The sequence below is a fragment of the Prescottella equi genome (assembly GCF_020171745.1).
In the GTDB taxonomy this organism is placed as follows: domain Bacteria; phylum Actinomycetota; class Actinomycetes; order Mycobacteriales; family Mycobacteriaceae; genus Prescottella; species Prescottella equi_A.
The window spans coordinates 75,980-102,224 of the sequence record NZ_JAIVAH010000018.1; the positions used below are offsets into that span (position 1 = coordinate 75,980).

Sequence of the window (26,245 nt, forward strand, 5' to 3'; positions counted from 1 at the left end):
AGAGCCGTTCCCTCCGAGGAAGCGCCGCCGTGTTACCGGAGGACGAGAGCAGCGAGTTGAGCTGCCCTGGAATCGTGTTCGTGTACGCGCCGTTTCGAATCATCGGTTCCTTCCGTTGCGGTCGGCTGTCTGCCCAGTTCGGGTCCGGCCCGACGCGTCGGGCGCCGACGACAGATCCGCCACCAGCCGGCCGATCCGGTTCAACGCCGCAACACGGATCGCTTCGTCATCGGACGCCACCGGCGTCCGATGACCGGGTTCCACCTCCTCCGTGCCGGCCCGGAGTACCACCACGGATTTCGCCCCGACGTTCCGCTGCCTGGCCAGTTCGATGCCGTCACGCACACCGCGCGCCACCACATCCACCGCCCGCGCCTCTTCGGGTCGGCCTTCCGACGCCGCGTCCGGTGTACGGACGCCGGCGCCGACTGCTGCGAGGGCATGTGCGGCACGATTGATACCCCGCAGTCGACGGAGCAACCAGGACACGGATCGTCGCCCCCGGGTGGCGGGGTCTGCGACCAGTGTGGACGCCGCGGCTTCGATCTCGGCCAGATCGGCGTCCAGAGCGCGGACCTCGCTCAGCACCTCCACCGCCGGCACCGGCGGATCCTGCTGGGGCACAGTCTTGCCGATCAATGAGGACAACTGTGCGAGGTATCGGTCCACGGTCGACGTGAACGCGTCGCGAGAACTCGACGCGAGAACAGTGTGCGCAGCAACGATTCCCACCACCGCGCCGATGACGGTCTCCTCGATTCGCACGACCAGGAGGCCGGCACTGAACTCACCGAGGAGTTCGTACAGCCCGGCAAGCATCACCGTCATGAATACGGTCTGAAAGATGTAGTCGACGGCTACCAGATAGAAGGCGAGGAACAGGCTCACCATCACGACAGCCGTCTGCCCGAGGACGTTTCCGCCCACGACGCCCACCACGAACATGCCGGCGACGACGCCTCCCACGGTGCCGGCTACCCGCTCGCCGGCTCGCACCAGCACCTCTCCACGCGTACTGGTGCCGGTGTAGACGAGAAACGCGGTGAGGACGGCCCAGTACCACCGTTCCGAATCGACAGCGGAACCGAGTAACGCGGCAGCACTCGCTGCCACCGCGACCTGGACGGCCGACCGTGTGGTCGACGACACGCACGAGGTGTCCGTCGGTGTCGCGCCCGACAGGGGACGGTGTTCACGCGCGGCCCCTGCGCCCACGCGGTGCCCGTGCATCGCGTTCCCCAGTCGGGCCTGCGCCGCGGTGGCGCGGGTTACCAGCGCCGCGACGTCGCTCTCGATCGATTCGTGCTCGAGGTCGGCGGCCGCCGCGTCGGCCAGTGCCTCGCTCGCGATCTCCGTCTCGCATCGCACGCCGAAGACCATTTGGGAGAACGCCTGGTTCGAAATCCCGAGGACGGACTCGGCATCGTTACGATCGATCCAGTCCTCGATCAGGACGACCGTCGTCTCCACCCTGTTCAGGGAGCGTTCGAAAGCTCGATCTCCGTGTCCGCAGCGTGTCGCGATCTCCAGCGCGGCCCGTGCGGCCGACCGCAACGCCGTCACCAGGCTCTCGATCTCACGACGGGGCCGCTCGGGGAGGACGAAGGCTCGCACGATCAGCGTCACGAGCACACCCGTGCACACCCCCGCGCAGAGCAGTGGCAGGTCTGCCGTCGTGGCGTGCAGGACGAGAGTGTAGAAGTACGCGACGTACGCCACCATTCCCGCGGCGAACCCGCCCGGACCCCACCGTCTGATCCACACCGCGAGGAACAGCACTCCCACGAAGGCCACATCTGCTGCCGCGCCGAACTCCTGCAACAACGCACCGAGAGTGACCGCGGCGAGTGCCGGGACGATCAGAAACGCGGTGGTCAGGACACGGTCACGCTGCGTGGCGTTCTTGACCGCGGACGACGCCTGGACGGACACGAACGCGCCGAGGAGAACGGCGGGCACAGTGTGGTTCACGGCGTGACCCATCGCGGTGAGGATCGCGACAGCACCCGCGAGGGCCGAGACGGTGGTGACCGCACGGCGCAGCCGGAAGTATCCGGGGTCGGTGACGGTCAGGAACCTGACGAGCCTGCGTATCGCGCCGACGTCACGCGCCGTCACTGCACCTCCTCCGGTCCGGGAATGACAGGTGTGGGGCGGGACCGCCCGCCCCACACCTGCCCGTCAGTGGGCGAACGCCTGGGTGGACTGCCCCGCCCCCCGAATCGACCGCAGGCTCGCGACCACCTCGTTGATCGCAACGGCGAGGCGATAGGCGAGATCTCGACTGAAGCCTTCCCGCAACACGATACGGAGAACAGCGACGTCCTCCGCATCGGCCGGCATGGTGTAGGCCGGCACCTGGAAGCCTCGCGCACGGAGTTCGTGCGAGACGTCGAACACGGTGAAACCTGGATCGCCGACCACCTCGAACGACAGCACCGGGATCGCGGAGCCGTCCGTGATGATGTTCATTTCCTCGATCTTGGAGATCTCAGCGGACAGCATCAACGCGGTGTCCCGCAACGACTCCATGATCTGGGTGTATCCGGCCACCCCGAGACGGATGAAGTTGTAGTACTGCCCCACCACCTGATTGCCCGACCTGGAGAAGTTCAGGGTGAAGGTGGGCATGTCGCCGCCCAGGTAGTTCACCCGGAACACCAGATCCTCCGGGAGGTACTCCTTCGAGCGCCACACCACGAAGCCGATGCCCGGATAGGTCATCCCGTACTTGTGGCCGCTGACATTGATGGAGACCACGCGGGGAATCCGGAAGTCCCACTTCAACTCCGGATGCAAGAAGGGGACGACGAACCCACCGGATGCGCCGTCGACGTGCAGCGGGACGTCGGGGCCGCCGGCGTCTGCGATCTCGTCGAGAACCTTCGCGATCTCGGCGACCGGCTCCAGCTCTCCGGTGAAGGTGGTCCCCAGGATCGCGACCACGCCTATGGTGTTCTCGTCGACGGCCTCGCGCACCTGCTCCGGAGTGATGACGTAGCGCCCCTTCGCCATCGGCAGGTACTTGGGCTCGACGTCGAAGTAGCGGCAGAACTTCTCCCACACGACCTGGACGTTGCTGCCGAGAATGAGGTTGGGCCGGGTCGTGTCCTTGCCCTCGCCGGCGCGCGACTGCCGCCACCGCCACTTGAGAGCCAGTCCGGCGAGCATCACGGCCTCCGAGGATCCGACGGTCGATACACCGGTGGCGGATGCGGGGTCGGTCTCGGAGAGCCCCTCCGCGTGGAACAGGTCGGCCACCATGTTCACGCATCGCGTCTCGATCTCGGCTGTGGCCGGGTACTCGTCCTTGTCGATCATGTTCTTGTCGAACGTCTCCGCCATCAGACGGTCGGCCTGCGGATCCATCCACGTGGTCACGAACGTCGCCAGGTTGAGGCGCGAGCTGCCGTCGAGCATGAGCTCGTCGTGGATGAACCGGTAGGCGGCCTCCGGATCGGTTTCCGCCTTGGGCATTCGCAGGGCGGGAACCGGATCCGTCCCGAGTCTGCCGGTGTAGGCAGGGGCGAGGGTCTCGGCGGGGGCGGCAAAGCTGTCTGACATCTTGTCCTCCACTTCTCCGAACTGCTGATCAACGGACCGCTCACGGTCACGGGGGAACATCCTGGATGGGTTACAGCACAAACAATTCAGACCTCGATGGGTGGATACAGTCGCTCCATCGTGTACCGGCGGTTACGCCGGACGGACAGGGCACTCGCGGTGAGCGAGACGAGCAGGATGCCCACGAGGACCGCGATCGCAATCCACAGCCGCGAGTCGACCTGCTCTCCGACCGTGAGCTGGCGAAGACCGTTGACCGTGTAGGTCATCGGATCGAACGGATGGATGTACTGGAACGGCTTCGCAGTGGTCGGCACGGGATAGATGCCACCCGCGGAGACCAACTGCAGCATGAGGAATGCGAGTGTGACGACGCGGCCGACCGCGACCCCGAACACCGCGTTGAACGCCTGGATCATCGCGAGGTACGTCGCCGAGATCAGCATCAGGAACAGGACGGTGCCGAACACGTGCTTGACGTCGAGGCCGACACCGAAATGGACCACGGTGTACATCACGATCACCTGCAGGACACCGACCAGCAGGGCCGGCCAGTACGACGCCAGCACCGTCCGATAGAGCCCGACGCCTCCGACCGTGGGGCGGGACTGCAAGGGTGTCAGCAACATCCACGTGATGATGCCGCCGACGAACAGTGCGAGAGACAGGAAGAACGGCGCGAAGCCGGTTCCGAAGGTCGGTGCCACGTTGGTGAAGTCCTGTTTGAGCGCCACCGGTGTCGACAGGGTGTCGGCGGTCGCGATGCGTTGCTCGTCGGTCCAGCTCGGGACCTGGCCGGCACCCTGCTTCAGCGCGTCGGCGAGCTGGTCGGAGCCGGACTGCAGAGCCACCATGCCGGATGCGAGCTGGTCCGCACCGCCCGACAGCTGGAAACTGCCATCCGTCAGTTGCGCGAGACCCGAGTTCAAGGTCGCTGCGCCGCTGCTCAGTTCGTCGGCGCCGTCACGCAACTGTCGCACGTCGGAGGCGAGGCCACCGTTCTGCAGCAACGCGAGGCCACTCTGCAGCGGGCTGGAGGGGTCGGTGAGCTGATACTCGATCTCCCGCGCGTCGCCTCCGAGGCGTTGCAGTTCGGCACGTAGCGCGGCTGTGTCGTTCTGCAGCTGCGGTGCGGTCAACGGCGTCAGAGCGGCAACGGCACGCTGAACGACGGGATCGGGGATTCCACCCAGCAGGTCGAGCGCCGTCCTGACCACTCCCGGTGTCGAGGGCGGACTGGTTTGCGGCAGTTCGGCACCGAGCGCCTCCAGCGACTGCCGCAGCTGCGCCACCTGTCCGCCCACGTTCGTGGCCGCGGGGCCGTCGAGCGCGTTCAGCAGCGGACCGGTGACGCCGTCGACGGCCGTTGCGAGCTGCGCCGCCCCGCTCGCCAGCTGTGCGGAGCCGTCCCGGGCCGTGACCATGTTGGTCGACAGTTCCTTCGCCCCGGAGGCGAGCTGATCGGCGCCGCCCTTGGCGGTGTCGATGCCGTCGGCGAGCTGGCCGGCGCCGTCGGCCGCCTGCTGCAGGCCCGAACCGGCGCTCTCGAGGCCGGTCAGGACCTGGCCCACACCCTGCGCACCGATCGTGGTGTTGACCTGATTGATGACCTGTTCCGATGCGTCCTGGCCGATGATCGTCGCGAGGTAGTTGTTGGCATCGTTGAACGTGAAGATCAGGTCTGCCTTCTCCGGGTGATCTCCGTTGGGAGATTCGACAGCTTCGGTGAAGTTCTCGGGAATCGTGATGGTGTAGTAGTACTTTCCGCTCGACAGCCCCTTGGCGGCGTCCTCTGCCGAGACCTCGTCGAGGTCGAGTTGATGCGACTCGATCAGGGACGAGACCACCTGGTCACCCGCGTCGACACGTTGACCGTCCGCGGTCAGTCCGGTGTCGTTGTTGACGATTGCCGCCGGAATCTTGTCCACCGCGCCGAACGGATTCCAGAACGCCCACAGGTACATGGCGCCGTACAGGAGCGGCATGAGGATGATCGTGAAGATCGCGATCCGCGGCATGGTTCCGCGGAAGTACCTCTTCGAATCACTTCCCAGGGAGACACCCGCAAGCATCGCTCACCTCGCCTTCGTCATGACGCCGATGTCGCCGGCGCCGAGGAGGCCGTGCATGTCGACCACCCCACGAATCCCGCAGTGGGACGGGATCGGGTTGACGTCCGCAGTGATGACGGACTGCGATTCCCCCAGCGCAACAAGTCGTTCCAGTACCGCAGAGCGTTCGTCGTCGTCGGCGATCCTGTCCAGACGCCCCACCACCAGCAGCGGTGGCCGCCGGGTGTTCGCGACGGCGATGCGGAGAAGCAGTTGTTGGATCTCGGGGAGATCGTCGACGAAGGCGTGCAGCGCCGGGCGCTCGATCTCGCCGAACACGTCGGCGCACATGCTTTCGACACCGCTCGCATCGACGCGCGGAACCAATTTGTACCAGGGAGAATTCCAACGCAACTGCTCGGTCACGAGGTCTTGGACCGTCACCGACGGGCGCACCTCGTCGAGTTCGTTGAGGCAGGCGATCGCCGAGTTGGCGAACACCTTGGTCGGTTTGTTCGCGTACCCGAGCACGGTCAGCGACCCGCGCGTGAGCCGCATCCTCCCGCACAATGCCATCAGCAGCGCGGTTCGGGCCGCTCCTGCCTGGGCGGCGAGGACGGTCACGCCGCCGGTATCGATGTCGAGATCGAGTGGACCGAACACGTGACCCCAGGGCCCGTGCAGCTCGATCCCTCTGGCGGACACGAGGTCCCCCTCGACCTGTTGTCTGGAGGTGTACTCCCCCTCCACGAATGTCTCGACCAACTCGAACCCCCGTTTTCACGCCGTCACCGGACGACGGCACTTCGAGAAGAGCTATGCGGCTAACACTTCGAGATCGACGACGGCCCGATCCGGGCGCATCACAGAATGTTCTTGACCACTTGTCCGTTCTTGACGATCACCGACAGATTCTTCGCCGGATCGGCCAGCACACCGAGATCCTCGAGGGGATTCCCGTCTACCAGCAGGACGTCAGCCCAGGCGCCCTTCTCGATCGTTCCGAATTTGGCCTGCCGGTAGGGATCCCGCTCGCCGGCCATCCGGAACAGCTCGGCATTGCCGGACGTGAGCATCCGGAGCGCCTCGAGATTGCTGTAGTGATCGCCGAGGCGCGCGGCCATCTCGCTCTGCCTCGGTGCCAGTTGCGGCTCGAGCAGGAGATCGGTTCCCCACGCAGTCTTGACGCCGTGCTTCTTCGCCCAGGCGTAGACATGGTCGGTGCCGGAGCAGATCTCCCGATCCTTGTCGGCACGTTCCGGATCGGGATAGTGGTGATCACCGAGCGCGAACGGCTGCATCGACAGCCACACACCCTTCTCTGCCATGAGCGCGACGGTCGCCTCGTCGGCGAGGTGACCGTGCTCGATCGACTTGACGCCGGCATCGAGCGCACGCCGGATGCCCGTGACGTTGTAGACGTGAGTGGCGACGTAGGTGCCGTAATCGGTGGCCGCGTGGACAGCGGCACGCAGTTCCTCGTCGACGAACTGCACCGTATACAGCGGGTCGTACATGGAGGCGGCACCACCTCCCACCATGAGCTTGATCTGCGACGCGCCCTTCTTCAACTGCTCCCGAACAGCCGCCAGAACACGGTCCGGGCCGTCGGCAACTCGCATGAAACCGATCTGCTCGGCACGACTCTGGTTGCCGCCGAGCGCAGTTGGACACTCGTACACGAAGCCGAAGTCACCGTGTCCGCCGGTCTGGGAGATCGCCGCCTGCGAGGGGTAGATTCGCGGGCCCTCGAAGAGTCCCCGGTCGATCACCGACTTGATACTCCCGGTGTCACCGGCCATGTCCCGCACCGCGGTGAAGCCGCGTAGCAGCATGTTCTTCGCTTCAGCGAGGCCATTGAGGGCGATGTGCGCTTCCGTGCCCATCACCATGTCGACATAGGAATTGGCGTTTCCCACAAGATGTACGTGGGCGTCGCTCATGCCCGGCATGAGGACCCGCCCGCCGCCGTCCACGACAGTCGTCCTGCGGGCGGGATCGTCGCCGACCGGCGAGCCCGATACTGCTGTGATGAAGGTGTCGTCGATGAGCACGTCACCACTGACAAGATCTGCCGATGATCCGTCGAACACACGAACGTTACGGAACAGCAGACGATTACTGGCTTCCGAGGTGGCCGTCATACTCGGGACGCTAGCAGCGCTTTTCGGACATCGTTCGCCGAACGAACTCTTCCGGCCAAACCTCATCCACGATGTCACCCACTCAGAACCGGCCGACCTCCCGGGTCGACATCGACCGATCGGACGCTCGTTCCGAACTACTGAGCTCTCCCCGGCAAGTTGCGCCACGCATATGAGCCAAAATTGCCGAGGTTTCGACTTACACTGCGGCGCATGTTGATTCATCCAACTCTACGGATGCAGTCCTGGGGATTCGTGATCGGTGCAGCGCTCTTCGCCCTGGGCTCCGCTCCTGGCCTGTCGGTGCTGCTGGGAACGGCGGGTGCCAACACCGCGTTCTTCGTCGGATCGTGGTTCTTCACGGCCGCGGCCTTCACCCAGTTGGTGCTCAGCGGTTCGGCGACGACCTCCGACGAGCGAGGGACCGCGATCCGCGCGGTGTGGCTGACCGCAGCGATCCAGTTCCTGGGCACCATCCTCTTCAACATCAGCACCGGCGCCGCTCTGCACGCGCACACGATCAAGGGCGACATGCACCTCGTCTGGAACCCGAACGCGGAAGGGTCGGTCGCCTTCCTCGTCTCGAGCGGCCTGGCGGTGCTCGTCCTGTGGCGGGCGGGCACCTACTGGGAACCGCGCTCGAAGGACTGGCAGAGCGTCTGGCTGAACACCCTCGGCTCCGTCGCCTTCGGCGTGTCCGCGGCCGGCGCCTTCATCCTTCAGGACGGCACGAGTCTCGATCCGAATCTCGCCAACGTCGGCACCTTCGTCGGGGCGGTGTGTTTCCTCGCCGCCTCGGCACTCTTCCTGGGCAGCCGTCCGACGGCGGTGCCCGCAATGACGACCGCCTCGTGACCGGGCGCGTGGGCGCAGCCGATCACGAGGCGGGAAAGCCGGTCCGTACAAGACCTACAGGCGGTCCTTGACCGCCTTCGAGATCCGGGATCCGTCGGCCTTGCCGGCGGCGAGGGCGGTGGCGGCCTTCATGACCTGACCCATCTGCCGCATGCCGGGGCGCTCGCCGATCTCCTCAGCGATCTGCGCGATTGCGGTGTCCGCGACGTCGGCCAGTTCGGCGTCGGTGAGCGGAGTCGGCAGGTACTCGTCGATGACCTGCGCCTCGGCCCGCTCGTTGGCGGCGAGTTCGCCGCGCCCGGCCTCCGTGTAGACCTCGGCCGCCTCGCCGCGCTTCTTCGACTCCTTGGCCAGCACCTTGATGACCTCGTCGTCGGTGAGCTCGCGGGCCTCCTTACCGGACGTCTCCTCGGTCTGGATCGCGGCCAGGATCATGCGCAGCGTGGACAGCCGCAGCGGATCCTTGGCCTTCATCGCGGCGGTGAGGTCGGCGCGGAGCGTGGACTTGAGGGTGGGGGCGGTATCGGCCATGGGCCGAACGGTACGCGCCCGACGCGGTGTCCTGCACCTTCATTGCACACACCCGTATTCTGAAATGGTGTCTGATCTGTCGCGCCTCCTCCCGAACCGCAGCACCCTGAACCGCGCCGCGGCCGCCACCGCGGGCGCCGCCGCACTGGGCATCGGCTACGCCACCCTCATCGAGCGCAACGCCTTCGCCCTGCGCGAGGCGACGATGCCGGTCCTGGCACCGGGGTCGGCGACGCTGCGGGTGCTGCACATCAGCGATCTGCACATGATGCCGAACCAGAAGCTCAAGCAGAACTGGCTGCGCGAACTCGATCGTCTCGATCCGGACCTGGTCGTCAACACCGGCGACAACCTGTCGCACATGAAGTCGGTCCCGGCCGTCGTGCAGTCGATGGGCGGCCTGCTGGCCCGTCCGGGCCTGTTCGTGTTCGGCAGTAACGACTACTTCGCGCCCAAGCCGAAGAACCCGATGAAGTACTTCAAGAAGGAACACCGCCGGGTGCTCGGCGCACCGCTGCCGTGGGCGGACCTGCGGGCCGCGTTCACCGAGCGCGGCTGGCTCGACGTCACCCACGTGCACCGCGAACTCGAGGTGGCCGGGGTACGGATCGACGCGGCCGGGGTCGACGACCCGCATCTCGAGCGCGATCGCTACGACACGATCGCCGGGATGCCGAACCCGCTGGCGCAGCTCAAACTGGGCATCACGCACTCCCCCGAGCCGCGGGTCCTCGATCGCTTCGCGGACGACGGTTACGACCTGGTCCTCGCCGGACATACGCACGGCGGCCAGTTGTGCCTGCCGTTCTACGGAGCGCTCGTCACCAACTGCCAGCTGGACCGCTCGCGGGTGAAGGGGCCGTCGCAGTGGGGCGCGCACACGCGCCTGCACGTCTCCGCCGGAGTCGGCACGTCGCCGTACGCCCCGGCCCGGTTCTGCTGCCGCCCCGAGGCGACCCTGCTCACACTCGTCCCCGCACCGCGCGAGGAGACCACGTCGGGTCGCGGCTCCGCTGCCGTGGAAAGCGCCGTTTTGGGCCGCTGACCAGCCGATTTAACCCCTGGCGAAACGGTGTTGTAAGCTAACCGAGGTTCAACACCGGGGTGTGGCGCAGCTTGGTAGCGCGCTTCGTTCGGGACGAAGAGGTCGTGGGTTCAAATCCCGCCACCCCGACCAGTGAAGAACAGAAGACCCCGTCCGACTCGTTCGGACGGGGTCTTTCTCATTTCCGGGACCAACACCGTCCCGCCGGAAAGATCACGAAACCGGCAGGCTAGCCTGACCTAATGTTCGTTCGATCCTCCCTGCGCAAGCGGACCTCGGTTCGCATCGCGATGGTCGCCCTCGCGACCGTGTTCGCCGCCACCGCATGCGGCTCCTCCGACACCACCGCCGACGCCCCGGCCGGCAACACCGACGTCGCGACCGGCGGCCGCCTGTTCGCCACCGCCGACACCGCGACCGCGGAACTGGGCAGCGACGCGCAGCCCGGTCAGTTCCCGCGCACCGTCAAGCACGCGCTGGGCGAGACCGTCATCGAGAAGAAGCCCGAGCGGGTCATCGTGCTCGACGGCGGCGAACTCGACGACGTCCTGTCGCTCGGCATCACGCCGGTCGGCATCGCGAGCCCCGAAGGCGTGTCGGGTCAGCCGTCGTACCTCGCGGACAAGCTGGCGGGCGTCCCGGACGTGGGCACCACCAACAACCTCAACCTCGAGGCGATCACCGCGCTGCAGCCCGACCTGATCTTGGGCAGCAAGCTCCGTGCCGACAAGCTGTACCCGCAGCTGTCGCAGATCGCGCCGACGGTGTTCGGTATCCGCCCCGGCTTCCCGTGGAAGGAGAACTTCCTGCTCGTCGCCGACGCGGTCGGTGAGGAGACGAAGGCCGAGAGCGTGCTGAACGACTACCAGACCCGCGCGAACGAGGTCCGCGACAGCATCCAGGGCGATCCGTCGATCTCGCTGGTGCGCTTCATGTCCGGCAAGACCCGCCTGTACGGCAACCTGTCGTTCATCGGCGTGATCCTGCAGGACGTCGGACTGCGCCGCCCCGACATCCAGAACATCGAGGAACTGGCCGTCGAGGTCAGCCCGGAGACCATCACGCAGGCCGACGGTGACTGGATCTTCTACTCCACCTATGGCAAGCCCGACACCACCGCCGAGGCGCAGGTGCTCGGCGGCCCGCTGTGGTCCGGCATGAGTGCGGTGAAGAACGGCAAGGCCGTTCCGGTGTCCGACGAGACGTGGTTCCTGGCGCTGGGCCCCACGGGCGCGATGATCGTGCTCGACGACCTGCAGAACCTGTTGGGCGGCAAGCAGTAAGACCTCTTCACGACAGCGAGGCCCGGCACCGGATTCGGTGCCGGGCCTCGTCGTTTCCGGCGGCTAGGCCGGTGGAGCCGTGGCGCACGTGACCCACTTGTAGTGCGGCCCGCGCCCCGAGACGGTCGTCGGTGACAGCCTCGGGGCGACGATGAAACCCAGGTCCGGCCGTGTCAGGTCAGTTCTTCTTGAAGGCCTTGTCGAGGAGGATGATTCCGTCGACCGTGGGGCTGGCCCGATACACGTCCGGTGCCCATGCGACATAAACGGTGCCGGCACCCCAGGTCGGGAAGGGCTGGTCGGTGTTCACGAGGTTCTGGATCTCGGAGATCGCGTTCCTCTTGGCCGTGTCGTCCGGGGCCGAGAGGACGTTGCCGAGCAGCGCGTCCATCTCGGGGCTCTTGTAGCCGAGGATGTTGTTGGTCGAGGTACTCGAGAGCGTGCTGAACAGCCGGATCTCGGGGGCGATATCGGAGATGTTGTAGGACCCGTAGCTGATGTCGTAGTCGCGGTCCACGAAGAGCCGCTTGACCATGTCGGTCACATTGCTGGTCGTTGCGAGTGTGACGTCGAACCCGATCGCGTTGAGCTGAGCCTGCACGGCCAGTGCGATCTGCTGGGAATCGGGGTCGTTGATACCGACGTACGTGATCTTGCCGTCGTAGCCGTCGGCCTTGGCCTGATCGAGCAGCTCCTCGGCCTTGGCGGCGTCGGGCGTAATCCCGGCGGCGCCGTGCCACGTCGACCATGGCTGGAACATGTCCGTGCCGGGCATGCCCTGCCCACTCTGCGCCCGCTGATTGAGGACCTCGGGATCGACGGCGTACGCGATAGCCTGGCGCACTCGCGGGTCGGACCCTGGCCGCCCCGGTGCGCTGTTCACCTGACCGGCCATCGTCATGCTCAACGTTTCGATGTAACCGGGGAACTCGGCCTTTGCGATGTTGACGTTCTTCGTGTTGCGCAGGTAGATCATGTCGATGTCGCCCGTCTTCAGGGCATCGATCTTGGGCTGCTCGCCGGCGAGCGCCACGAACTTCACACCGTCCAGCTGCGGGGCGCCGCCCCAGTAGTCGGGCCGGGCCTTCAGCTGCAATTCCTGTTGCGGTTGCAGGCCGGCCACCGTGAACGGGCCCGCGCCGACCGGCGTGAACTTGTCACCCTGCTGCGATGTCGGCGAGACGATCATGCCGTGCCCGTAGGCGAGCATCGCCGGGAACGTGCGCCATGGCTGGGCGAGGGTGAAGACGACCGTCGAAGGATCCTGCGCGACGGTGCTCTCAACCATCTGCGTGTACAGCTGTGAGTTGGCACCGCGGCGCTGGTTGTAGCGGTTGATGCTCGCGACGACGGCCTCCGCGGTGAGCGGAGTGCCGTCGCTGAACGTCACGCCGTCACGCAGTTTCAGTGTCCACGTCCGGTGATCGGAACTTTCCTCGATCGACTTCGCCAGCTGCGGTTGGAAGGTCCGCGATCCGGTGTCGTAGCGCATCAGCACGTCGTACACCGCGGCCATCTCGGTACCGCCCGTCGCGCCGGCCGGCTGCGTCACCGTCGGGTCCAGGCTCGCGACAGGCGCGTACGACGCGAAGCTCAGCGTCCCACCCTTCACCGGGGTGCCGCCGTCGCCCTGCTCGCCCAGGATGCCGGACGCTGTCGTGGTCGCGGCGGACGAGTCGCCCGCACTGTCCCCGTCCGCGCCGGCACACCCGGCGAGAGCGACGGCGCCGGCCGCGACCATCGCCAGCATCCGGCCGACCCTTCTCGAATACTTACTCACGAAGCAACCTCCACAGATTCGGAATTGGCGGTCGGGGCACAGGCATGGGCAAGGCCACGTCGACCAGGCAGGTCGGGGGGGCAAGATCCAACGGGATCTCAGAGCAGGGCGCGGCTCAGGTATGCCAGACGGGTCTCGTTGGCCGTGCGGGACACTGCAGCGTGCGGGACAAGGGAATTGAACCCGTGAAACGCCCCGGGCCACACGTGAAGCTCCACCGGCACGCCGACGTGGGAGAGACGAGTCGCGTAATCGACCGCCTCACTCAGCAGCACCTCACTGCTGCCCACATCGATGTAGGCCGGCGGCAGCCCGGACAGGTCCTCGGCACGGGCAGGGGACGCATACGGGGAGACGTCCGGCCCACCGGCCGCGTCACCCAACAGTGCCGCCCAACTGTTCTGCAGCATCTTCCGGAAGTTGGTGCTGTGCAGATCGGTCGCGTGAATCGACGGTCCCTGCAAGCGGTCGTCCAGCATGGGGCATCCGAGGATCTGATGACTGATGACCGGCCCCTTCCGGTCGCGTGCCAACAGAGCCGTCGACGCCGCGAGGGCCGACCCGGCGCTCCCACCCATAACGACGATGCGCCGGGAGTCGATCCCCAGGGCCTCGACATTCTGCGCCACCCATTGGAGCCCGGCGTAGCAATCCTCGACGGGGGCCGGATGCTGATGCTCCGGGGCGAGCCTGTACTCCACCGACACCACCACAACCTTCAGCGCCACAACCAGATCCGCAAGGGACTCCGCTCCGTAGAAGCGGTCGCCGGCGACCATCGCGCCGCCGTGAATGTGGTAGATCACCGGCCACGGACCGCCCCCCTCCGCCGGAGACATGATCAGGAGCTTTATGTCGGGCGCCCCATCCGGCCCCGGAACCTGCCGCTCGTCGACGACCACAGCCCCGCCGCGCGTCAAACTCTCCGTACTCGGCCGCCAGGACGCCATGAGAGCCCGGGACTCGTCGATGCTGCTGGGCCCGTCCTCGGTGCCGAAGATGTCGGCCGGAAGATGGGTCAGGCCGACCTCGAGTTCGGGGTCGTACGGGGCACGGATTGAAGCTGCTCTACCCACACTCGTACTCAATTGCTCTCCTCGATATGACGATTCGCGATGGAACACATCATCAGCTACCGAGTGAGCGCGAGGCGACCGCCAACTGTCGGGGATGTCAGGCCAGATGGCGACGAATGGCTGTTGCCTCCCGAGAGCTGCTCACCGCCGCCGTCCGGGGCGACGCGCGCTCGTCCACCGAACTGCGCAACAGTTGCAGGGCGTGCAGCGCGATGCTCGCGCGCAGCGTGTCGGACGGTGCGGCGAAGTTCCAGCCCAATTTCCGTTCGGCCCGCGTGATTCGGGCGGCAACCGTGCTGTGGTGCATGTGAAGCGATGCAGCGGCCTGGCGGAGCGAGCCTGTGCGACACAGCGCGTCCACCGCTTCCAGCTCGAGGCGGCCTCCGTCCGTCGCGGCGAGTTCCGCGAGCGCGACGACGTCCGGGTTGGCGGCCAGCCGGTCCGACGGTACGTCTGCCAGCAGCGCCAGCGCACCGAGCTGGTCGTGATCGACCACAGCCGAAACCGTTCCGGCCTCGGCGAATCTCAAAGCGAGCTTTCCCTGCAGCCACGACTGCCGCGCCAGGTGGGGTAACACGGCGCCACCGACACCCGCCAACGTGTGCGGCGCGAACGGGTCCCCGGGCGCTCCGCGGAGGTCCGAGACCACCGTCGACGGATCCGATCGGGGTTGGAGGATGGCGGCCGCGAGCGAGCCGACCGCGGCCACTCGGGTCCGTCCCACCGCCGACGGGCCGCGGGAGACCAACGCCGCGGCGGCCGCATCGGCGTCCTCCCCGCCCGTCGTCGCCACCGCAACCACTCGCACCGGCCGGTACGGGTCGAGGCCGAGCAAGCGGATTGCCCGCGCACGGTCCTCCGGGGAGTGGGAGCCGGAGATGAGCACCTCGGTGAGCGCCGGATCGGCGATGTCCCGTGGTTGCAGCCGTTTCCGGTGCGGCATCAGAGCACACGCAGCCAGGGTGAACCGTTCGAGGATGAGGTCGTCCAATTCGTCGGGCGTACCGGATCTTTCGAGCCACACTGTGATGCCGTCGGCGCACCGACGCGGACTCCGCACATCCGGACAGCCGTCGTCCAACCGATCACCGTTCGGCGCAAAGCGCACGACGGCGCCGTCGGGGCGGCTGATGCCCGCTACGCACTGGGCCAGCGCCGCGGTGGCCCGCGTCAACGCACCGATCGGGACCTGCCGCTCGACGAGCCGGTCGAACGCCGCGATCACCCGCACCGCCGCTTCCGCCCCGGCGTCCAGACCCGACAACTTCGCGAGCAGCCTGTCCACGCCCAACCTCCTGCTGAGAAGTGCCGCATCCGGCGAGCCGCGGTGGCGGGCGCCATGGACATTCTGTATCAGCTGAACGGGTCCCCGATGCCGACGCGACGGTCGCACCGGCGAGCAAGTCCGCCGCCGCCCGTCCCGAACTGGATCGGCTCTGCCGAATGCGTGAAGTTCCGACCCGCGCGAGGCCCTTCCGTAGACGTTCGCCTATTTCGGCACTGAAGGATGATCGACTACGGCAGGAACCGATCGTGGAAGCTGTTCGCGAACACGCGATGCGGATCGTGCGCGTTGAGCGACGCTTTGGCCGCCGCGAAGTTGCCCGACGCCGGGATCCCGGTCGTGTAGGCAGCCGGGAGGGTCTGGCCGAGCCACTCGTCGTCGCGGTAGCCACCCTGGTCGGTGAAGCCCCAACCCTTGGCCCACTCGGAGCGGAACGTCGCGTAACTGCCCGAATAGTTCTGGGCCATCCAGCGTTCCATCTCCCGGAAGTACTCGGCCGCGCCCGGCGTACCCGGCAACGTCACGACGTTCATCCAGATGCAGGTGTCCCACTCCGGATGGTCCGGGCGCGGGCGCACGGCCGACAGGTTCGGCGGCCCGGCCGACTCGACCAGCACCTCCGCGTCGTCGTCCACCTTGCACATACGAACCTCGAAGGGCCCGTTGATCGGGTACCTACCCTGCGCCGCGAGCGCCGACATCCGACCGTTGTGCCACGTGGTGAACTCGTTGATGACGCGCTGGATGTTGGCACGCTTGGTGACGACGACACCGCCGCCCGCGGTGACCCGCATCGTGGTGTGCCGCAGGTAGAACAGCACGTCCTTGGACCAGCCCCACAGATCGTCGGTGTCGGTGAGTGCGAGTCCGGCCTGCACGGCCGCCAGCTGTCCGATACCGAAGGCCGGGGTCGCGGCCTGGATCCCGCCCGCGACCTGGCCCAGCAGGTCGGTGAGCGGCTCGGGGAGGTTGTCGGTGAAGAAGTAGTTGTAGGGCCCGAACACTTCCCGGGACTCCGGCGGCTTGATCGGCGCCGGGCTCCAGATCTTGAGCCACGGCTTGTCGGTGAACGGGAACCAGATCGCCTCGACGCGTCCCGACTGCTCGACGAACCGTTCGTACGTCCGGCCCGGGGCGCCCGTGGGCGCGAACATCTCCTGCCACGGAATGTCCATGATGCTCTGGCAGCGCAGTCGGGTGTTGGCGCCGGCCTGCAGGGTCACCGAGGTGACGAAGCTGCGGCCCAGATGGGTGAGCAGCGCGGTGATCTCGGGATCCGCGCGGGTGAACTCGCGCAGCACGTAGCGGCCGGACGTCGCGTCCCACACCACCGCGGTCATGGCGGTGACGAGATTGGACAGCGACCCGAACGACTGACCGGGGGTGACCGTCTCCCCCGCGGCCGGGTAGGTGGCGCCGTGCGCACCGATCGCGAGGATGCCCGCGATGGACAGGTCGCCGATCGCCGGCGAGTTCGCCCAGCCGAGCCCGTGCTGCTGCAGCGCGGTGAGGATCGACTCGAGGCTGGCGCCGCCGCCGGCCGTCACCGTCGCCGGGGTGCCGGTGGGGTTCACGGTCACCGAGTTCAGGTGCGTCATCGTGTTGACGAGCAGGGTCTTCTCGACGTTCTCGCCGGGCACGACGGTGAGCGGGCTCCACCCGTGCATGGTGCCCTTCGCGCGGACCCGGTAGCCGTTGTCCTTGGCCCAGTTCGCGATCCGGACCACGTCGTCGGGAGTACGGGCCGTCGCGGTCCACACGGCGTCGAATCGGATGTCCTTGGCCCAGTTGACGTAGCCCTGCTGGGCCAGCGGAATGTCCTGCGGGAAGGCGGGCGGGACGGGCAGGTTGGACACCGGCCCACCGGCCGAACCCGCGGATCCGGCCGGCGGCAGGGCGAAGGCCGGGCTCCATCCCATCCCGGTCAACGCCGCAGCACCCGCTGCGACGCCGGCGGCGCGGCCGAGGAACCCCCTGCGGGACACCTCGTTACGCGGCTTGCTCGTCAGGCTCTCGTTCCGCCCAGATTCCACAGGTTCGACTCCGCTCGTCTCTCGGGGAAGGCGGCCGCACCGGCTCGCCGCGCACTCTGGGAGTCAAACTAGAACAAGTTCGATTCCAATGCCAGTGGTTCCGTAATTCTCGTCGGCTCAGTGAGACCTGCGCGTTGACGGCGTCACACCCCCTCACTACTGTCCGCAGAAAATGAAACCGGATTCCAGGGAGAAGCAGTGACGGCTGAGTGCACGTTCGTCGAGGCCGGAGGCGTGCTGTGCTGACGCCCTTCGACGACTACCCCATCCATCAGACGCCGCTGCCGGTCGCGCACGCGGGAGACGGGCACCCCAATCACTACGACCGCTACTGGTTCAACGGCTACGCCGAGGACGTCTACTTCGCGGTCGGACTCGGGGTCTACCCCAACCGCGGCATCATCGACGCGTCGTTCAGCGTCGTCCACAACGGGGTGCAGCGCTCGGTGTTCACCTCCGGACTCGCCCCCCTCGACCGCACCGAGACCAAGATCGGGCCGATCAGCATCGAGGTCGTCGAGCCGCTGCGCGTGAACCGCATCAGGGTGGACGCCGAGGAGTTCGGTCTGGTCGCCGACCTCACCTACCGGGCCCGCACGTCGGCCCACGAAGAGCCACGACAGACAATGCATTCCGGCTCGTCGATGATGATGGACGTCACCCGTCTCACCCAGCTCGGCACCTGGAGCGGCACGCTGCGCAGCGGTGACGAGAACATCTCCCTGGACCGCCGGGTCTTCGGGACCAAGGACCGCTCGTGGGGCATCCGGCCGGTCGGCCAGCCCGCACCGGCCGCACCCCAGGCTCGCAAGCACCAGGTGTTCTTCCTGTATGCACCGCTGCACTTCGAGGACCAGTGCCTGCACTACATGGTGTTCGAGGACGAACGCGGCTCCCGCTGGGCGGAGACGTCGGTGGTGCTACCGGTGATCGGCGACGACGGTCCGGTCGTCGGCGCGGATCTGCCCGTAACGCACGTGCACGTCGAGCACGAGATCCGTTGGGCGCCTGGTCTGCGACGTTCCGACGGGGCGACGCTGCAGGTGCGCGGCGGCGACGGGGACGCCGGTCGGATCGAACTCGAGCCGCTGCTCACCTTCCGGCAGCGAGGTGTGGGCTATTCCCACCCGACCTGGGGCCACGGCAACTGGCACGGCGACTTCGCCGTCGGCGGTGAGGAATTCGCCGTCGAGGACCTCGACAACACGGCCCCGGAGAACATCCACGTCCAGCAGGTCATGCGGGTGCAGTGGGGCGACCGGCAGGGTCTGGGCATCCTCGAACAGCTCGCAATCGGCCCCCATGCACCGAGCGGGTTCGAGGGCTACTTCGACGGTGCGCGCGCATAGTTCCGGACAGTCGACCGTCGGAAGCCACCTTTCGGGGTGGCTTCCGGCCTATTCGCCCCCCGTCTGAACCGAGTTCCGCAGTGCGTCGGTGATCGCCTCGGGTGCCCCGTCGATCGACCACAGCGCGAGACCGACGGCGACGAGCGTCAACGCCGGCCCGAGGAAGGCCCGCTCGAACCCGCCGCCGGCTCGGATCGCGAGGAACGACGGCAACTTCAGCTCCCACCAGCGGCGACCGCCGAACGGAACGAACGGCGCCAGGAACGGCACCCCCTCCTTGGTGATCATGTCGCCGAGGCAGTGCGTCGCACACCCGAGTGCGACCGCGACACCGAGCCCCGTCGACCCCACCTGGTCCGGAAACCACTGCCACGTGAGGATGGACAGGAACGCCGAGACCGCGGTGACGATCAGCCACCCCTTGTCCCGCGCCCAGCCCCCGAACAGGCCTCGGAGCGCGAGTCCCAGCGTGAAGAACAGCGTGACGATGATGGCGGGGCGGCCGAACTGCCCCACCAGCGCCGAGATCCCGGCCCCGAGCCCCACCGCGAACAGCGCGGTGTGGGTGAACGTGCGGTGCCCGCCGCGCCGGTTCGCGTCCTTGCGGCCCTTCGTCACCCGGTACACACCGAGGGACAGCGTGTCGATGCCCGCGGCGAGGGCCTTCGAGATCGGTCCGAACGAACGCGCGACGGTGGACTGGGTGGTGTCCAGGTCCGGCAGCAGCGCGGCACCCGCGCAGACCCCCGCGAACGCGAACGTCTCGGCGGTGGAGGTGGGCCCACCCCAGTCCGTCGGGAGCAGATCCGCGACGGCGAGACCGACCGCGGCACCGGACATTGCATGGGTTGCACCCATCACCATCTGGGACAGCACCTTTCGAGCAAGAACAGCACAACATCTACGACGGAGGGGCCCGACGCGGCAGCCTCGGACCCCTCGCACCAAACGCTAGCAACGCCCACCGACACGCCGCACGAACCGCCTGCTCAGGCGGGATACTCACCTAGATTCGACGCCATGACGGTCTCGAGCACCTCCGCGCCCGCGGCGAATCGGCTGAGCCCCGCGACGATCCGCGGCTATGCGCTGGGATCGGTCGGCACCGGCGGTTTCGCGACACTCCCCGGCCTGGTTCTGGCGTACTACCTCACCGACACACTGGGGGTCGCGGCCGCGGTCGCCACGTTCGTCGTGTTCGCGCCGAAGGCGCTGGACGTGGTGATCAACCCGGCCATCGGCGCGCTGAGCGACGCGTCGGCGCGCCGCACCGGCAGCCGCCGACGATTCCTCACGATCGGCGCCGCTCTCCTGCCGGTGTTCTTCGCCCTCACCTTCGCGGTGCCCGACGGCGTCGGCGCCGCGACCGGCGCGGTGTGGGTCGCGGTGGCGTTCATCGCGTCGGCGGTGGCGTTCAGCCTCTTTCAGGTCCCGTACATCGCGATGCCCGCGGAACTGACCGACAGCTACCACGAGCGCGCGCGGCTGATGGCGTGGCGAGTCGCCGTCCTCGGCGTCGCGATCCTGCTGTTCGGTGCGGGCGGCCCACAACTGCGTGAGATCGGCGGCGGCGGACACTGGGGCTACCTGGTGATGGGTGTCGTCGCCGGTGCGGTGCTGGGGCTCGGCATGTTCGCGGCGTCGCGCATCGCACCGCGACGTCCCCCGGCGGACGTCGTAGCGGGCGAGGAGGCGTCGTTCACGGCGTCGCTCCGGGTCGTCCGTTCGAGTCGTCCGTTCCGGATGCTGGTGACCGCGTACGCCCTCCAGGCCTTCGCGACGGGCACCATGCTGGCGTCGGCGCAGTACACGGCAACCTACGTGCTGGGCAACGAGGATGCGGTGTCGATCCTGTTCGCGGCGCTGGTCGGGCCGGCCATCGCCGTGATGCCGTTGTGGTCCAGACTCGTCCGAACCTGGGGCAAGCGGCGGTCGTACCTGCTGGCGTCGAGCCTGTACCTCGTTGCCGGTATCGCGCTGCTGGGTCTGCTCGCCGGCACCGGCTGGTGGGTGTACGCGGTGGTCGCGGTCGCCGGCGTCGGCTACGCGGGCATTCAGATGCTGGGCATGTCGATGCTGCCCGACGTGATCTCCGACCACGAACGCCGTGAGGGCGGCACGGTGCGCGCGGGCGCGTTCAGCGGCGTGTGGACCGCAGTCGAGACGATCGGTCTCGCGCTCGGCCCGGCACTGGTGCTGGCGATCCTCGCGATCACCGGGTTCGTCTCGTCCACCGGCGACCAGCACGCCGTCCAGTCCCAGACCGCACTCGACGGCATCGTCGTGGCGATCTCGGCGGCGCCGGCGATCCTCACCGCGCTCAGCATCGTCGCGCTCTTCCGCTACCGGCTCGACGCCGAGGACACCCACGCACAGAACGGAAGCCACTGATGCAGTTCCGGACCGATCCCACCGAGATCCTCGCCCGGCTCGACGCACTGCGCGCCGCGGACGCCCCGACGTCGGGCGGACGCCTGCTGTCGTACGTGTACGACCCGGGCGTCACCGAACTCTCCGATCTCGCGGGTGCGGCTGCGCTGCGGGCGCAGTCGCTGAACGGGTTGGACCCCACCACGTTCCCGTCGATCGCGGTGATGGAACGCGACCTCGTCGCGCTCGGCCGGGACGTGCTCGCCGGCGGCGATCCGGACGTGGTCGGCAGCGTCACCAGCGGCGGTACCGAGAGTTGCATGCTCGCGGTGAAGTCGGCGCGCGACGCGTGGCGGTCCCGCACCGGCGCCGAGCACCGGCCGACACTGCTGATCGGTGCCACCGCGCACGCCGCGTTCCACAAGGCCGCGCACCACTTGGATCTGAAGCTCGAGGTGCTGCCGGTCGACCCGGCCACCGCGCGGGTGCGGCCCGACGACGTCGCCGCCGCATTGTCCCCGGACGTCGCGCTGGTGGTGGCGAGTGCGCCGTCGTACGCGCACGGCGCGCTCGATCCGATCGCCGAGATCGCGGAAGTGTGTGCGGCCCAGGACGTCGCGCTGCACGTCGACGGCTGCATCGGCGGCTGGGTGCTGCCGTGGTGGCCCGGCGCGGACACCCGCCGCTGGGATCTGACCGTCCCCGGCGTGACCAGCCTGTCGGTGGATCTGCACAAGTACGGCTACGCCCCGAAGGGCGTGTCGCTGCTGCTGTTCCGGGACCGCGACCGGCACCGCGCGCACTGGTTCGCGACCACCCGCTGGCCCGGTTACGCGGTGGTCAACCCGACGCTGCTCGGCTCGCGCAGCGCGATGCCGATCGCGGCCGGATGGGCAGTCGCGCAGGCGTTGGGCGTGCAGGGATTCGAGGAACTGGTGGCGCCGATGGCGCGCGCGACCCAGCGACTCCGGTCTGCGATCGACGACATCGACGGCCTGCGCGTGGTCGGCGACCCGGTGGGCCCGCTGCTCGCGGTCGCCACCGACGAGTCGGCGCCGGCGGAGCGACGCGTCGACCCGCATCGCTGGTCCGACGCCGCGGCCGACGACGGGTGGGCGTTGCAGCCGCAGCCGCGGCACACCCAGTCCGACGGCACGGTGCTGCCGCGCACGACGCACCTGACGATCACACCGGTCACCGAGACCGTCGTCGACGACCTGTGCGCCGCGCTGGCGAAGGCCGCCGACCGGATCCGCGGCGTCGCCGGGGCCAGTGCGCCGGACGAGTTCGTGGCAGCCGCCGCCCACATCGACCCGGCCGAACTGACCAGCGAGATCAGCGCCGGGGTGCTGGCGCTTGCCGGGCTCGATCCCAAGGCCGGGCTCGACGGCCCCAAAGCCGACATCCTCGCCCTCGTCGAGGAACTGCCGCCGCCGGTCGCCGAGCGGCTGCTGATCGAGTTCCTGGCCCGGTTCCTCGAGCCCTGAGGCCAGGGCACCACTTCCCTGCGCGTCCCGCGATGGGCACACTCGATGTATGGCAGCGGAAGCGCGGTCAACGGAGGTCGCCCCGCCCGATCGCGGGTCGATCGTGCGGGGCACCGTGGTCCCGGCGATGGTCGGGTTGCTGATCGGCGCGATCTTTGCGGCCGTGTTCCTCGCGGCGTTCCACGACCCGAAACCGCACGAACTACCCGTGGCCGTCGTGGGCCCGCCACCGGTCGTAGCCGCGATCGCGGCGCAGTCGGCGGCGAACGGTGACGCCTTCGACGTTCGCCCGTACGACTCCGCCGACAAGGCCCGCGACGCGGTGCAGACGCACGAGGTGTTCGGGGCCTTCGTGGCCGGAACCCCCGCAGCGAACCTGATCGTCGCCGGCGCGAACGGCCCGTCGGTCACCGAGGTGCTCACGCACGCGTTCGGTGCCGCGGCCGGGGCGTCCGGCGCGACACTGACGGTGACGGATGTCGTTCCGCTGTCGGCGGGCGACTCCCGCGGATTGTCGGTGTTCTATGCCGCGTTCGGCGTCGTGCTCGCCGGGTTCCTCTTCGGTTTGACGAGCATGCAGGCCGGCCCGCGTCTGCCGGCGCTGTGGCGGGCCGTCAGCGCGGTGGCGTTCGCTGTCCTGGTCAGCCTGGTCGTCGCGTGGCTCGTCGGGCCGGTCTTCGACGCCCTGCCGGCCTCGTTCCTCATGACCGGCGCCCTCGTCGGACTGCTCGCCCTGGCAGTCGGCGCCTCGACCGCGGCCCTGCTCAAACTCTTCGGGCCCGTCGGGATCTTCGTCGCGGCCGTCGTGCTGCTGGTGTTCGGCAACGCCACCAGCGGCGGCATCCTGCCCGCCCAGTTCCTGCCCGGCTGGCTCGAACCGCTGACGCACGTCCTTCCGGTCGGCGTCGCAGTCCGGGCCCTCCGCGGAGCCGCCTACTTCGACAACGACGGCGTGACGACGGGCATCGTCGTGCTGGCGGCCTGGATCGTCGGCGCAGTGGCCGTCTTCGCGATCGCCTCCGTTGTCCAGGATCGCCGTCGAGGGGCATGATGGAGACAGGCGCTCGAGTCTTTGGGAGGCGGTTATGGACACTCTGCTTCTGTGGCTGGCAGCGACGGTCATCTACTGGTTCGGGTTGCTCCCGTAGGCAGTGGCGTGACCGACGAAGGGCCCGTTCCGAGAACGCTCCGGAACGGGCCCTTCTTACGTCACCGGGTCACTTCAGGCCCGCGCGCACGCCTTCCTCGATCTTCTTGCCGAGTTCGGCGTCCACGTTCTTCCAGTACTCGAAGACGCGACCGAGCACCGGCTCCTGCACCCCGCCGAGCACGTGGCCGACGACGTTGCTCACCAACCGCTCGCGGGCGGCGTCGTCGAGCACCTCACGGACCAGCGTTCCGGCCTGGGTGAAGTCGCCGTCCTCCGGGTGCTGGATGTACCCGGCACGCACGGCCTCGCCGTCGAAGGCCCACAGGCCCTCGTCACCGGCCGCCGACGGATCCGCGTGCGGCCCACCGAACGAGTTGGGCGCGTACACCGGGGTGTCGGCAGTGTTGAACGTGTACCGCATCGCGCCCTCCTTGGAGTAGGAGTTCACGGGCGCCTTGGGCGCGTTCACCGGCAGGTCGGCGTAGTTGGTGCCGATCCGGTAGCGGTGCGCGTCGGCGTACGAGAAGACGCGGCCCAGCAGCATCTTGTCGGGGCTGAATCCGATGCCCGGCACCACGTTCGACGGCTCGAACGACGCCTGCTCGATCTGCGCGAAGAAGTTCTCCGGGTTGCGGTTGAGCGTCCACTTGCCGACCTCGATCAGTGGGTAGTCCTTCTGGGACCACACCTTGGTCAGGTCGAACGGGTTGAAGCGGTAGCCCTCCGCGTCAGCGACGGGCATGATCTGCACGTTCATGGTCCAGCTGGGGAACTCGCCCCGCTCGATCGCGTTGTACAGGTCGGCGCGGTGGTAGTCCGGGTCCGAACCGGCGAGGGTGTCGGCCTCGGCCTGGGTGAGGAACTCGATGCCCTGGTCGGTCTTGAAGTGGTACTTCACCCAGAAGCGCTCACCGGCCGCGTTCACCCACTGGTAGGTGTGCGAGCCGAAACCGTCCATGTTTCGCCACGACTTCGGGATGCCGCGGTCGCCCATCAACCACGTCACCTGGTGCGCGGTCTCCGGGCGCAGCGTCCAGAAGTCCCACTGCATGTTGTGGTCGCGCAGACCCGAACCCGGCAGCCGCTTCTGCGACCGGATGAAGTCGGGGAACTTGATCGGGTCCTTGATGAAGAAGACCGGCGTGTTGTTGCCGACGAGGTCGTAGTTGCCTTCCTCGGTGTAGAACTTCATCGCGAAACCGCGCGGGTCACGCCAGGTGTCGGGGCTGCCCTGCTCGCCGGCGACGGTGGAGAACCGCACCAGCGACTCGGTCTTCTTGCCGGGCTGCAGGAACTTCGCCTTGGTGTACTTGCTGACGTCACCGGTGATGACCAGTTCGCCGAAGGCGCCACCGCCCTTGGCGTGCACGATCCGCTCCGGGACCCGCTCGCGGTTGAACTGCGCCAGCTTCTCGATCAGGTAGTGGTCGTGCAGCAGAATCGGGCCCTGCGTTCCCGCGGTGAGCGACTCGTCGTCGCTGGCAACGGGGATTCCGAAGTTGTTCGTCGTCGGACGTGATTGTGCGGACGTCATTTTGCGAAGCCTCCTTGGCGCTATTGGGCTGTGGCTGTCTTCGAAGTGATCGACCCACCCGATCCGGGCACATCGTCTTGATTCTGTGAGCTGGTAACGGCCTGTGCCCCGGTTTTGGCCGAATCGTGTCGGCAATCGGGACAGAGACCCCAGAACACGACCTCGGCCTCGTCGATCTCGAAGCCGTGGTTGCTGGAGGGCTCCAGGCAGGGAGCGTGGCCGACGACGCAGTCGACGTCGACGACCGTGCCGCACGAGCGGCACACCAGGTGGTGATGGTTGTCCGCGGTGCGGGTCTCGTACCGCGCCGGCGAGCCCGCGGGCTCGATGCGGCGCAGCAACCCCACCCGGACGCAGGCCCCGAGCACGTCGTAGATCGCCTGGGTCGAGACCGATCCGAGCTGACGACGCACCTCGGTGGCGATCGCGTCCGCATCCGAATGCGGATTGGCGGCAACGGTGTTCAGAACCGCAACGCGTGGAGCCGTGACCCGCAAACCCGCGCCGCGTAGCCCGGCGCGAGGGTCGAAGTCGTGCTCTCCTTGTTGCATGACCCCAGTATGCCCCTTTTCTGGAATAAGTCAAAAGAACGACTAGATCCAGATCTTGCTCCGTTGCACGACGGGTTTCGGCGGGGTCGCGGCTCCGCTACGCTCGCACGCAAGGTAGCCCCGCGCCCGACGGCGTCGCCCGTCGGTTTTCCCGAGT

At 67.7% G+C, this 26,245-nt stretch carries 20 protein-coding genes and 1 tRNA gene; 8 read left to right on the forward strand and 13 right to left on the reverse strand.

Annotation, left to right across the window (positions count from 1 at the left end; genetic code table 11):
* Nucleotides 1-99: 99 nt before the first annotated feature.
* The 5 genes from LCL87_RS25910 to LCL87_RS15240 all read right to left on the reverse strand — a co-directional run bounded on the left by LCL87_RS25910 (nucleotide 100) and on the right by LCL87_RS15240 (nucleotide 7,759).
* Complete coding sequence (locus tag LCL87_RS25910) at nucleotides 100-2,118, reverse strand: FUSC family protein (protein WP_225021017.1); 2,019 nt, start codon at nucleotides 2,116-2,118, stop codon at nucleotides 100-102.
* A 63-nt stretch (nucleotides 2,119-2,181) separates the two neighbouring features.
* Nucleotides 2,182-3,564, reverse strand: a complete 1,383-nt coding sequence (gad, locus tag LCL87_RS15225; RefSeq protein ID WP_225021019.1) for a glutamate decarboxylase — start codon at nucleotides 3,562-3,564, stop codon at nucleotides 2,182-2,184.
* Nucleotides 3,565-3,650: 86 nt separating this feature from the next.
* The gene (locus LCL87_RS15230) at nucleotides 3,651-5,636 is read right to left on the reverse strand and encodes a YhgE/Pip domain-containing protein (RefSeq protein ID WP_225021021.1); all 1,986 of its coding nucleotides are present in this window, start codon (nucleotides 5,634-5,636) and stop codon (nucleotides 3,651-3,653) included.
* Between the two features lie 3 nt (nucleotides 5,637-5,639).
* A complete protein-coding gene (locus tag LCL87_RS15235) occupies nucleotides 5,640-6,320 on the reverse strand; it encodes a hypothetical protein (protein ID WP_225021023.1) in 681 nt (226 codons plus the stop codon).
* 158 nt (nucleotides 6,321-6,478) lie between these two features.
* A complete protein-coding gene (locus LCL87_RS15240) occupies nucleotides 6,479-7,759 on the reverse strand; it encodes a metal-dependent hydrolase family protein (RefSeq protein ID WP_225021572.1) in 1,281 nt (426 codons plus the stop codon).
* A gap of 213 nt (nucleotides 7,760-7,972) precedes the next feature.
* Here LCL87_RS15240 and LCL87_RS15245 point away from each other — a divergent pair, with 213 nt between their 5' ends.
* Nucleotides 7,973-8,614, forward strand: a complete 642-nt coding sequence (locus LCL87_RS15245) for a hypothetical protein (RefSeq protein ID WP_225021026.1) — start codon at nucleotides 7,973-7,975, stop codon at nucleotides 8,612-8,614.
* A gap of 54 nt (nucleotides 8,615-8,668) precedes the next feature.
* Here the strand turns inward: LCL87_RS15245 and LCL87_RS15250 are convergent, their stop codons facing one another.
* Complete coding sequence (locus LCL87_RS15250; RefSeq protein ID WP_225021028.1) at nucleotides 8,669-9,145, reverse strand: GatB/YqeY domain-containing protein; 477 nt, start codon at nucleotides 9,143-9,145, stop codon at nucleotides 8,669-8,671.
* A gap of 64 nt (nucleotides 9,146-9,209) precedes the next feature.
* Between LCL87_RS15250 and LCL87_RS15255 the strand changes: the two genes are divergently transcribed.
* From LCL87_RS15255 to LCL87_RS15265, 3 genes are all read left to right on the forward strand, one after another.
* The gene (locus tag LCL87_RS15255) at nucleotides 9,210-10,190 is read left to right on the forward strand and encodes a metallophosphoesterase (protein ID WP_225021030.1); all 981 of its coding nucleotides are present in this window, start codon (nucleotides 9,210-9,212) and stop codon (nucleotides 10,188-10,190) included.
* Between the two features lie 55 nt (nucleotides 10,191-10,245).
* A tRNA-Pro gene (locus LCL87_RS15260) sits at nucleotides 10,246-10,322 on the forward strand.
* Between the two features lie 110 nt (nucleotides 10,323-10,432).
* On the forward strand, nucleotides 10,433-11,473 hold the full coding sequence (locus LCL87_RS15265; protein ID WP_225021032.1) for an iron-siderophore ABC transporter substrate-binding protein: 1,041 nt from the start codon (nucleotides 10,433-10,435) through the stop codon (nucleotides 11,471-11,473).
* A 178-nt stretch (nucleotides 11,474-11,651) separates the two neighbouring features.
* Here the strand turns inward: LCL87_RS15265 and LCL87_RS15270 are convergent, their stop codons facing one another.
* From LCL87_RS15270 to LCL87_RS15285, 4 genes are all read right to left on the reverse strand, one after another.
* A complete protein-coding gene (locus LCL87_RS15270; protein WP_225021034.1) occupies nucleotides 11,652-13,253 on the reverse strand; it encodes an ABC transporter substrate-binding protein in 1,602 nt (533 codons plus the stop codon).
* Between the two features lie 98 nt (nucleotides 13,254-13,351).
* Entirely contained in the window at nucleotides 13,352-14,341 is a 990-nt protein-coding gene (locus LCL87_RS15275) for an alpha/beta hydrolase (protein WP_225021036.1), read from the reverse strand.
* A gap of 85 nt (nucleotides 14,342-14,426) precedes the next feature.
* Entirely contained in the window at nucleotides 14,427-15,614 is a 1,188-nt protein-coding gene (locus tag LCL87_RS15280) for a helix-turn-helix domain-containing protein (protein WP_225021038.1), read from the reverse strand.
* 230 nt (nucleotides 15,615-15,844) lie between these two features.
* Nucleotides 15,845-17,599 carry a cholesterol oxidase substrate-binding domain-containing protein gene (locus LCL87_RS15285; RefSeq protein WP_225021574.1) on the reverse strand — a complete coding sequence of 585 codons (1,755 nt, stop codon included), beginning with the start codon at nucleotides 17,597-17,599 and terminating at the stop codon, nucleotides 15,845-15,847.
* Nucleotides 17,600-17,886: 287 nt separating this feature from the next.
* Here LCL87_RS15285 and LCL87_RS15290 point away from each other — a divergent pair, with 287 nt between their 5' ends.
* Entirely contained in the window at nucleotides 17,887-18,996 is a 1,110-nt protein-coding gene (locus LCL87_RS15290) for an Rv3169 family protein (RefSeq protein WP_225021040.1), read from the forward strand.
* 48 nt (nucleotides 18,997-19,044) lie between these two features.
* Here LCL87_RS15290 and LCL87_RS15295 read toward each other — a convergent pair whose 3' ends face one another.
* The gene (locus tag LCL87_RS15295; protein ID WP_225021042.1) at nucleotides 19,045-19,860 is read right to left on the reverse strand and encodes a metal-dependent hydrolase; all 816 of its coding nucleotides are present in this window, start codon (nucleotides 19,858-19,860) and stop codon (nucleotides 19,045-19,047) included.
* A 156-nt stretch (nucleotides 19,861-20,016) separates the two neighbouring features.
* On the opposite strand from LCL87_RS15295, the gene LCL87_RS15300 reads away from it, so the two are divergent.
* The 3 genes from LCL87_RS15300 to LCL87_RS15310 are packed head-to-tail and all read left to right on the forward strand — an operon-like array spanning nucleotide 20,017 to nucleotide 23,904.
* Nucleotides 20,017-21,387 (forward strand): MFS transporter, encoded by a 1,371-nt coding sequence (locus tag LCL87_RS15300; protein ID WP_225021044.1) that lies wholly within the window; start codon nucleotides 20,017-20,019, stop codon nucleotides 21,385-21,387.
* A complete protein-coding gene (locus tag LCL87_RS15305) occupies nucleotides 21,387-22,853 on the forward strand; it encodes an aminotransferase class V-fold PLP-dependent enzyme (RefSeq protein WP_225021046.1) in 1,467 nt (488 codons plus the stop codon). Before LCL87_RS15300 ends, LCL87_RS15305 begins: the two co-directional genes overlap by 1 nt.
* Before the next feature lie 49 nt (nucleotides 22,854-22,902).
* Nucleotides 22,903-23,904, forward strand: a complete 1,002-nt coding sequence (locus LCL87_RS15310) for an ABC-2 transporter permease (RefSeq protein ID WP_225021048.1) — start codon at nucleotides 22,903-22,905, stop codon at nucleotides 23,902-23,904.
* A gap of 166 nt (nucleotides 23,905-24,070) precedes the next feature.
* Here LCL87_RS15310 and LCL87_RS15315 read toward each other — a convergent pair whose 3' ends face one another.
* Entirely contained in the window at nucleotides 24,071-25,537 is a 1,467-nt protein-coding gene (locus LCL87_RS15315) for a catalase (protein WP_225021050.1), read from the reverse strand.
* Nucleotides 25,538-25,557: 20 nt separating this feature from the next.
* On the reverse strand, nucleotides 25,558-26,088 hold the full coding sequence (locus tag LCL87_RS15320) for a Fur family transcriptional regulator (protein WP_225021052.1): 531 nt from the start codon (nucleotides 26,086-26,088) through the stop codon (nucleotides 25,558-25,560).
* Nucleotides 26,089-26,245 lie beyond the last annotated feature (157 nt).

Excerpts from the sequence above, each read along its gene's own strand:
- LCL87_RS15295 (WP_225021042.1), bottom strand. The coding sequence starts at position 19,860 with ATGGTGATGGGTGCAACCCATGCAATGTCCGGTGCCGCGGTCGGTCTC.
- LCL87_RS15245 (WP_225021026.1), top strand. The coding sequence starts at position 7,973 with ATGTTGATTCATCCAACTCTACGGATGCAGTCCTGGGGATTCGTGATC.
- LCL87_RS15250 (WP_225021028.1), bottom strand. The coding sequence starts at position 9,145 with ATGGCCGATACCGCCCCCACCCTCAAGTCCACGCTCCGCGCCGACCTC.
- LCL87_RS15320 (WP_225021052.1), bottom strand. The coding sequence starts at position 26,088 with ATGCAACAAGGAGAGCACGACTTCGACCCTCGCGCCGGGCTACGCGGC.
- LCL87_RS15315 (WP_225021050.1), bottom strand. The coding sequence starts at position 25,537 with ATGACGTCCGCACAATCACGTCCGACGACGAACAACTTCGGAATCCCC.
- LCL87_RS15310 (WP_225021048.1), top strand. The coding sequence starts at position 22,903 with ATGGCAGCGGAAGCGCGGTCAACGGAGGTCGCCCCGCCCGATCGCGGG.
- LCL87_RS15265 (WP_225021032.1), top strand. The coding sequence starts at position 10,433 with ATGTTCGTTCGATCCTCCCTGCGCAAGCGGACCTCGGTTCGCATCGCG.
- LCL87_RS15300 (WP_225021044.1), top strand. The coding sequence starts at position 20,017 with ATGACGGTCTCGAGCACCTCCGCGCCCGCGGCGAATCGGCTGAGCCCC.
- LCL87_RS15255 (WP_225021030.1), top strand. The coding sequence starts at position 9,210 with ATGGTGTCTGATCTGTCGCGCCTCCTCCCGAACCGCAGCACCCTGAAC.
- LCL87_RS15240 (WP_225021572.1), bottom strand. The coding sequence starts at position 7,759 with ATGACGGCCACCTCGGAAGCCAGTAATCGTCTGCTGTTCCGTAACGTT.
- gad (WP_225021019.1), bottom strand. The coding sequence starts at position 3,564 with ATGTCAGACAGCTTTGCCGCCCCCGCCGAGACCCTCGCCCCTGCCTAC.
- LCL87_RS15230 (WP_225021021.1), bottom strand. The coding sequence starts at position 5,636 with ATGCTTGCGGGTGTCTCCCTGGGAAGTGATTCGAAGAGGTACTTCCGC.
- LCL87_RS15305 (WP_225021046.1), top strand. The coding sequence starts at position 21,387 with ATGCAGTTCCGGACCGATCCCACCGAGATCCTCGCCCGGCTCGACGCA.